Raw genomic sequence first — 7,718 nt, forward strand, 5'->3', positions numbered from 1 at the left:
CGCCGGGGTCAATACGACTTCGGCAACCCCAGCACGCGCTCGGCGATATGGCACATGATCAGTTGCGCGCTGACCGGTGCGATGCGCGGGATATACGACTCCCGCAGGTAGCGCTCCACGTGATACTCGCGTGCGTAGCCCATGCCGCCCAGCGTCAGCACGGCGGTCTGGCACGCCTGGTGCGCAGCCTCGGCGGCCAGGTACTTGGCGGCATTGGCCTCGGCGCCGCACGGCTTGCCGTTGTCGTAGAGCCAGGCGGCCTTCCAAACCATCATGTCGGCGGCTTCCAGCGCCATCCAGGCCTGGGCCAGCGGATGCTGGATGCCCTGGTTCTGGCCGATGGGCCGGCCGAACACTGTCCGCTCCTTCGCATAGCGCGTGGCCGCCTCCAGTGCCGCGCGGCCCAGGCCCACCGCCTCGGCAGCAATCAGGATGCGTTCCGGGTTGAGCCCGTGCAGGATGTATTCGAAACCCCTGCCCTCCTCCCCGATACGATCACTGGCCGGCACCATCAGGCCATCGATGAACAGCATGTTGGAGTCCACCGCGCCGCGCCCCATCTTGTCGATCTCGCGCACCTCGATGTGGTTGCGGTCCACCGGCGTGTAGAACAGGCTCAGGCCCTGCGTGGGCTTGGCCACGGCGTCCAGTGGCGTGGTGCGCGCCAGCAGCAGCATGCGCGTGGCCACCTGTGCCGTGGAGATCCAGATCTTGCGGCCATCCACCCGGTAGGCGCTGCCATCCGCATTGCGCACCGCCTGTGTCTTGAGGCGCGTGGTGTCGAGCCCGGCATCGGGTTCGGTCACGGCAAAACACGCTTTCTCGTGGCCGGCGATCAGCGGTGGCAGCGCAGCGGCCTGTTGGGCCTCCGTGCCGAACACCACCACCGGGTTCAGGCCAAAGACGTTCATGTGGATGGCCGACGCGCCAGAGAATCCGGCTCCCGACGCCGACACCGTCTGCATGATCAGCGCGGCCTCGGTGATGCCCAGCCCCGCGCCGCCAAACTGCTCGGGCATCGCGATCCCCAGCCAGCCCGCACCGGCCATCGCCTGGTGGAACGCCTCGGGAAACCTGTGTTCGCGGTCGAGTTCGGCCCAGTAGTCGGGTCCAAAGTCGCTGCACAGTTGCGTCACTGCCTCGACGATGGCGTTCTGTTCGGATGTCCGTTCGAAATGCATGAGGCGGGTCCTTATTCCGGCTGGATGCCAGCGTCCTTGACGAGGCGGTTCCACTTCACGAGTTCGGTATTCACAAAGCCCGCAAACTGCTGCGGCGTCTGCCCGAACGCTTCGAAGCCCAGCGCCTCGAACTTGGGTGCCACGTCCTTGCTGGTGGCGATCTTCGACAGTTCGCGGTTCAGCCGCTCCACAATCGGCTGCGGCAGCTTGGCCGGCCCGAACACGCCATTCCACGACGTGATGTCGAAACCCTTGAGTTCAGGCGTATCGCCGATCGGAGGCAGATCGGGCAGCAGGCGGCTACGCTGCGCGGTGGTCACCGCCAGCGCGCGCATCTTGCCGGCCTTGACGTTGGCCGAGCCGGCCGCCACATCGACGAACATCATCGGCACCTGCCCGGCGATCACATCGGTCATGGCTGGCGGCGTGCTCTTGTAAGGTACGTGGAGCAAGTCGACCTTCGCCATGCGCCCCATCGTGGCGCCCGACACGATGCCGGTGCTGTTGCCGCTGGCGTACGACATGCCCGGATGGGCCTTGGCGTAGGCAATCAGTTCGCCCACGGTCTTCACGGGCAATTTGGGATTGATCACCAGCATGAATGGCAGGTTGCCCATGCGCGCCACCGGCGTGAAGTCCTTGATCGGATCGTAGGGCAGCTTCTTCATCAGCGACGGATTGGCCGAATGCGTCGTGTTGGTCGTCATGAAGAGCGTGTAGCCGTCCGGCGCGGCCTGCGCGACGATTTCGGCAGCTATCGCCCCGTTGGCACCGGGCCGGTTGTCCACCACCACGTTCTGGCCCAGCGCATCGCCCAGTTCCTTGGCCGTGATGCGCGCCACGGCGTCCGTGCCACTACCGGCCGCGAATGGCACCACGAGCTTGATCGGCCGGCTTGGCCAGGCATCGGCGGCCTGCGCCAGCATCGGCAATGTCATGACGGGAAGTGCCAGGATGGCGGCGGCAAGCGTGCGCCGCACGCGGAAATTCGGCATGGTGGTCTCCTCTGAGTTCGATGGCGGCACCTGCCCCGGTGGGCGGCACCCTGGCTGCGTGGCGGTGTTGTGGCGAGGGTCAGGCCGGTCGGATCACGCGATCCGGCGATTCCTCATAAGGGGGGGCGTAGACCACGAGCAGCTTCACCGGCTCGTCGCTGATCACGGTGAATACGTGCATCGCTTCAGCAGGAAAGAAGCAGCAGTCGCCGGGACCAAGTTCCTGCGACTGGCCATTGACCTCGGCGCGCGCACGGCCTTCCAGGACGTAGCAGACCTGTTCGATGCCGGGGTGCGCATGGGGCAAGGCACCCTTGCCCCGCTCGATGGTGCCGTGGATGACTTCGAGTTGCGTGGCGCCCACGTTCTCGCGGCCAATGATGCGGCGATTCAGCGTGCCAACGTGGTTGGCGGGGTGATACCCCTCCACGTCCTCAGTGCGAACAAAATAGGTAGGAACCGCCTTGGAGGCGGAGGAGGATGCGGTCATAAGCGGGCTGTCTCCAACATTCGGCACCTGACCGGCTGGCCGGCACCTGTTTTCATGTTTGTGAAACAGATTTTATGCTTATGAAAACTCCAGTCAACTAGGGGTTGCTCCCGATGGCGTCCGGGCGGTCCCGCCGGGCGCCGCGCAATTCCATGCATCCATACACCGCCGTGGCAATGACCATCGGCAGCAGGTAGTACAACGCGCGGTAGCAGATCAGTGCGGCCACCACCGTGGATTCGGGCACGACGTGGCCGAGCATGACCACGAACACGCTCTCCAGCACCCCGATCCCGGCCGGGATGTGCGCCAGGGCGCCCGCCACCGCGCCGACAAGCAGCGCCGTCAGCGCGGCCGGCACCGTCACTTGCAATGGCAGAAGCAGGTTGATCAGCGTGCCGAGCGTGACCCAGTTGACGATCGACAGCACGGTCTGCATGACGGCAAAACGGAAAGTCGGCAACCGGAAGCGGCGCCCGCGCACCTTGATACTGCGTTGCCGAAGCGTCGCGCAGGCCACCAGATAGGCCACGCCCGACACCAGCATGCCCGCGCCAATCACCTGCAACAGCCACGGGCTGATGCCCCACGACTTCGGCAGCACCGGCGGCTGCCACACGAACATCAGGCCGGCCAGGATCATGTAGCCCGTCCAGTTGGTGACCACGGCAATCGTGTAGACGCCCGCCACCTGGGATGCGCTGACGCCGGATCGCGTATATAGCCGAAGCCGCATGCCGATGCCGCCGATCATCGCGCCCACATTCAGGTTGAACACGTAGGCCAGCCAGGCAATCAGCATCGTTCGCCATGCAGACAGGTGATGGCCCGTGTAGCGGCGGCCCAGCAGATCGAACGACGCGTGCAGCGTGAAGCTCAGGCAGGCCAGCCCGATGGCGGGAAGCAGTGTGACAAACCGATAGGACTTCAGCGCGCCCCACACTTCGTTCCAGTCGATGCCGCTCAGGCTGCGCCAGATCAGGACCACGACGATGGCCACGAACGCCAGGCCCGCAACACGTTTGGCGACTGACCAGCGCACCTGGCGCTTGCTGCGTTGGGGGGAATGAACAGTCGAGGTCATCGGCAATCCTGTCTTGCGCCCGGCGACACCTGCGGGCGCTGTTGCCAGTCCGGCGCGGTCTCCACGGTAGACACCACCAGCCTGGGAGTATGGGCGGGCAACCAGCCGGCCCACGACGGAAACTTGCGCAGGCAATGGAAGATCACCGCCGTGCGCAGCGCCTGCCACGTGCCCTGCTCGGTATCGGCCGGGTCAGACACCTCGGTGCAGCAATCGGCCATCAGCTTGCCGAGTCGCGCGTCGAGCGTGGAGACAAAGGCCGGGTCGCGGATGATCAGGTTGGCTTCGAGGTTGAGCGACAGGCTCAGCGGATCGAGATTGCTCGATCCCACCGTGGCCCAGTCGTCGTCCACCAGCGCCACCTTGCCGTGCAGGGGCCGCTCGCAATATTCGAAGATGCGCACGCCGGCCTCGCGCAGATGGGCGTAGAGCACGTCCACCGCGCGCTTCACCCACAGCATGTCAGGGCGGCCTTGCACGATCAGCCGCACATCGACGCCACGGCGGGAGGCATTGCAGATCGCGCGCAGCAACTGGTAGCCCGGCAGGAAATAGGCATTCGCGATGACCACCTTGTGGCGTGCCGCGCGAATCGCCATCAGGTAATGGCGCTCGATGTCGCGCGGATGCTGGTCGTTGTCGCGCGTGACCAGAAGCGCGGCACCATTCCCGAATGGCAGCGCCTCACGCGGCAGCGGCGGCGGGCGACGGTCCCTGCGCTGCCTGCCGTGCGGCGTCTGCGCAGCAGCTTCCATGAAGGCGTGGATCTCCTGCGCGATCGGGCCCTGTACTTCCACGGCATAGTCCTGCTTGGCCAGCGGTCCCGTGGCAATCAGGTGCTGGTCCGACAGATTGATGCCGCCGATGAACGCCGTGAAGTCATCGATGGCCACGAGTTTGCGATGCAGGCGCCGGAACAGGTTGGTCCGCATGCCGACCAGTCGCCGGCGCGGTGCAAACATGTTCAGCGTGACGCCAGCCTCCACAAGCCGCGCCACGAATGGCTGCGAAAGATCGGCAGAGCCGAAACCATCGACAGTCATCACCACGCGCACGCCACGCCGGGCCGCGGCCACCAGCGCATGGCTCAGTGACTCTCCCACCGAGTCTTCGAAAATGATGAAGGTTTCGAGCAGCACGCTCTCTCGCGCGCCCTCCACGGCGGCGATGAGGCGCGGGAAATAGTCCTCGCCGTTTTCCAGCAGGGTCAGGCGGTTGCCTGTGGTCCAGTGTTGTCGCATCCCCGGGACCAAGCAGAATCGATGCCTGCCGATTTCAGGCCGCAGTGCCGTGTCCCAGGCACCCGGCGTTTGTCATTTTTACCGGCGTGCATCCCGAAACGCATATCGACCCGCCAAATTGTTCGTTCCCTTCTGTCAGACCCAGGCGTAGCTTCTTTCGGATACTCACCGATGCAAAACCATGGCAGAAGACAATCCGGGCGCCACGCGTGCCGCCGCCCACAATCCTCATCCCGCCCCTGCCGGCCACCCGCAGGCGGCCGCCCCTGACGTCGCCACGCTGTTCCAGCGCGCCCAGACATTGCTGCCCGAGATTGAGCGCGATGCCGCACGGCGCGAGCAGGCGCACGAACTGCCCTATGCGCTGGCGCGACAGGTCGCCAATGCCGGCCTGCTGACGTTCCGCATTCCGCGCGCCTATGGCGGGCCGGGTGGCAGCGTGCGCGATGCGTTCCGCTTCCTGATCGATCTGGCAGCCGCCGACGCGAATCTCGCGCAGGCGCTGCGGCCCAACTTTGCGCTGACCGAGGGATTGCTGTTTGGCACGAACAACAAGGACGAACGCCGACGCTGGTTCGATCGGCTACTGGCCGGGCACATCCTCGGCAATGGCGGCATGGAGCGTGGCGGCAAACACGGCGACGTGCGGACCACGATCACGCCGCACGATGACCATTTCATCGTGCATGGCACCAAGTACTACAGCACGGGGGCCCTGTACGCGGACTGGATCACGTCGATTGCCGTGAACGAGGCCGGCGAGGAGACCCACTTCGCCGTACCGCGCGATCGTGCTGGTGTGGATCTCGTCGATGATTTCGACACCATCGGCCAACGCCTGACCGCCAGTGGTTCCACGCACTTCTCGCAGACACGCGTGGAGGCCGACGAACTCCGCCCCAGCCCGTTCTCGCGTGAACGGCGTAATCCGGTAACGCCGGTGCTGCAACTGTTTCTGGCGGCTACCGAGGCCGGCATCGCACGCAATGCGCTGAACGACGCCACGTGGTTCGCACGCAACAAGGCCCGCCCGATCAAGCACAGCAGCGCCACGCGTTCGGTGGACGATCCCTACGTGCAGGAAACCATCGGCCAGATCGCCGCGCAGGTCTACGCGGCGGAAGCCGTGGTGCTGCGCGCGGCTGAAGCCATTGACGCCGCATGGGCCGATGACCTAAGCGAAGCGGCATTGGCGCGTGCTTCGGTGGAGGTCGCCCAAGCGCAGTACTTCGCCGTAGCAGCGGCGTTGAAGAGCGCGGAGTTTGTCTTCGATGTGGGTGGGGCTTCGACGTGCGACCGTCAGTACAACCTGGATCGGCACTGGCGCAATGCGAGGACGGTAGCGAACCATAATCCCCGGCAGTGGAAGGCCGCGGCTGTGGGGGCCTGGTTGCTGAAGGATGAACCGCCGCCGACTTCGGGGTTGTTTTGAGCCGAAGGAACATCGACCGCTGCCGGTTTGCTCCCCTCTCCCATGCAATGGGAGAGGGGCTGGGGGAGAGGGCCGGAGGCTCTGCTTGCCGACTTGTCGCAATTTGAACCGTCGGCCCTCTCCCCCGCCCCTCTCCCGCACGCGGGAGAGGGGAGAAAACCGATCAAACCACCCGCCCAAACCACCACAACGACAACATCCCCGCACAAGCCGCCAGCAGTGCCCCTAGCGCCGCGAAAAACGCGGTCACCTCCACTTGGTCGCGTTTGTCGAACGCCAGCCTTGTACCCAGCGAGCGGTAGACCTTCTTCATGCCGCTGGCGTCCTCGATGCGAAAGTAATCGGCGCCCGTGGCATTGGCCACCTGTTTCAACACCGTCTCATCCAGCTTGACGCGCGCGGACCAGCCATCGACGGACAGCACCACGCCTTCCGCGGTGCCCACGCCGACCGTGTAGACCCGCACACCGTGCGCGGCGGCAAGCTCCGCCGCCTGCATGGCGGCCGGGCCGGCATTGCTTTCTCCATCGGAGAACACCACGATGGCGCCGGGCGCATACGATCCGGGCGCCACGGCTTCCGTATCGGCGTTGATATCGGCGCCCTGCGGCTTGCGCGGCAGGTCTTCGTCGTTCATCAGCCGCTGGACATCCCCGGCGGTCTGCGGCAGCAACGTGGTCAGGGCCACCAGCATGCCGTTGCCGAGCGCGGTACCGCCCTGCGGCTGCAGGCGCTCGATGGCTGCGGTAGCTTCTTCCTTGCTGCGCGTGGGCGCCTGCGCCACGGCCGCCGTGCCGGCCATGGCCACGATGGCTACCTTGACGCCAGATGGCTGCGCGTCCACCAGATGCTTCGCGGCAACTTGCGCGGCGCGGATGCGGGTGGGCGCCACATCCTTGGCGCGCATGCTGCCGGAGAGATCGATGACCAGCACCACGGTGTCGAGCCGCGACGGTAGCGTCAGTACGGCCTGGGGTCGGGCGATGGCGAAGGTCAACGCGGCCAGCGCCACAAGGAACAGCAGTGGCGCCACGTGGCGCCGCCAGCCCGCTCCACGCCGCGTCGCCAGCCCCACAGTCTTCAGCGCCGGATACTCCACCGCCGTGCGCCGGCGCCGTCCGTCGAGCCAGACATACGCCGCCGCCAGCACCAGCAGCAGCGCCATGAGCCACAGCATGCGCGGCCACAGGAAGCTCAGCACGGGCAATCGGTTGATGGCGTCGATCATGCCGCCCCCCTGGCCATACTGGCGCTCGCCGCAGCCTTCGCGCCCGCCCCACCCTGCCGGTGCCGCC

General features: G+C 65.9%; 7 protein-coding genes. 1 reads left to right on the forward strand and 6 read right to left on the reverse strand.

Going from position 1 to position 7,718, the window contains the following annotated elements; all coding sequences use genetic code 11:
• Window positions 1-8 precede the first annotated feature (8 nt).
• The 5 genes from FFS21_RS25735 to clsB all read right to left on the reverse strand — a co-directional run bounded on the left by FFS21_RS25735 (window position 9) and on the right by clsB (window position 4,991).
• Window positions 9-1,181 carry an acyl-CoA dehydrogenase family protein gene (locus FFS21_RS25735; RefSeq protein ID WP_137927540.1) on the reverse strand — a complete coding sequence of 391 codons (1,173 nt, stop codon included), beginning with the start codon at window positions 1,179-1,181 and terminating at the stop codon, window positions 9-11.
• 11 nt (window positions 1,182-1,192) lie between these two features.
• Window positions 1,193-2,119 (reverse strand): Bug family tripartite tricarboxylate transporter substrate binding protein, encoded by a 927-nt coding sequence (locus FFS21_RS25740; protein ID WP_249359647.1) that lies wholly within the window; start codon window positions 2,117-2,119, stop codon window positions 1,193-1,195.
• Between the two features lie 136 nt (window positions 2,120-2,255).
• Window positions 2,256-2,666: a cupin domain-containing protein gene (locus tag FFS21_RS25745; RefSeq protein ID WP_137927542.1), complete on the reverse strand. Its 411-nt coding sequence runs from the start codon at window positions 2,664-2,666 to the stop codon at window positions 2,256-2,258.
• A gap of 97 nt (window positions 2,667-2,763) precedes the next feature.
• Window positions 2,764-3,750, reverse strand: a complete 987-nt coding sequence (locus FFS21_RS25750) for a lysylphosphatidylglycerol synthase transmembrane domain-containing protein (RefSeq protein ID WP_137927543.1) — start codon at window positions 3,748-3,750, stop codon at window positions 2,764-2,766.
• Window positions 3,747-4,991, reverse strand: a complete 1,245-nt coding sequence (clsB, locus tag FFS21_RS25755) for a cardiolipin synthase ClsB (RefSeq protein ID WP_137927544.1) — start codon at window positions 4,989-4,991, stop codon at window positions 3,747-3,749. The genes FFS21_RS25750 and clsB overlap by 4 nt, the downstream gene beginning before the upstream one ends.
• 181 nt (window positions 4,992-5,172) lie before the next feature.
• Here clsB and FFS21_RS25760 point away from each other — a divergent pair, with 181 nt between their 5' ends.
• Complete coding sequence (locus tag FFS21_RS25760) at window positions 5,173-6,423, forward strand: acyl-CoA dehydrogenase family protein (protein ID WP_137927545.1); 1,251 nt, start codon at window positions 5,173-5,175, stop codon at window positions 6,421-6,423.
• Window positions 6,424-6,586: 163 nt separating this feature from the next.
• Here FFS21_RS25760 and FFS21_RS25765 read toward each other — a convergent pair whose 3' ends face one another.
• On the reverse strand, window positions 6,587-7,651 hold the full coding sequence (locus FFS21_RS25765; RefSeq protein WP_137927548.1) for a vWA domain-containing protein: 1,065 nt from the start codon (window positions 7,649-7,651) through the stop codon (window positions 6,587-6,589).
• Window positions 7,652-7,718: the final 67 nt, after the last annotated feature.

Source organism: Cupriavidus sp. 2SB (assembly GCF_005503625.1).
In the GTDB taxonomy this organism is placed as follows: domain Bacteria; phylum Pseudomonadota; class Gammaproteobacteria; order Burkholderiales; family Burkholderiaceae; genus Cupriavidus.